Below are 536 nucleotides of genomic sequence, written 5' to 3'. Positions count from 1 at the left end.
TCGACGCCGCTGGACAGGATGCCGTTGGCGTAGATGCCGCTGCCCTGCCACTGCGCATAAGCGAGCAGCTGGTAGCTGTTCATCCGTCCCTGACCCAGCCCGCTCGCCGAGGCGTTGGAGCGGGTGTAGGAGACGCCGCCGCCGATCGTCGCATGATCCGACACCGGCGTGTCGATGCCGATCGTCATCGTGGTGCCGGTGCTGCGATAGCCCTGGCCGAAGCCGTCGCCATCGATCTGCTGCGACGCGCCGGCGATCGTGCCCCACAAGCGCTGGCTGACCGGTGCATCCGTACCGGCCGTCCCGCTGATTGCGGCATTGAGCAGATGATCCGACACGCTGGTGCGCGTCTGCCGGCTGCCCTGCACCACGGTGTCCATCGCATCGGCGTAGATCTCGCCGGAGCTCTGGCTGAGCGTCCGCCCCAGCTGCGCGGTCGACAGCGCCATCAGGCCGGCCGTGAACGTGCCCTTGCCGCTGGTGTCGCGAACGCCCGCCGCACCGCGGAAGCCGTCCACCGCCGCGCCGACGCTGGC

1 protein-coding gene is annotated in these 536 nt (G+C 69.8%); it reads right to left on the bottom strand.

The features are described from left to right. Positions 1-536 (bottom strand): autotransporter domain-containing protein (locus NS334_RS16260; RefSeq protein ID WP_153002787.1); only part of this gene is annotated, 536 nt, incomplete at both ends.

Source organism: Sphingomonas endophytica (genome assembly GCF_001476895.1).
Taxonomy (GTDB): Bacteria; Pseudomonadota; Alphaproteobacteria; order Sphingomonadales; family Sphingomonadaceae; genus Sphingomonas; species Sphingomonas endophytica_A.
Note: the sequence above shows the minus strand (reverse complement) of the source record. Positions and strands in the feature narration are given on the sequence as shown.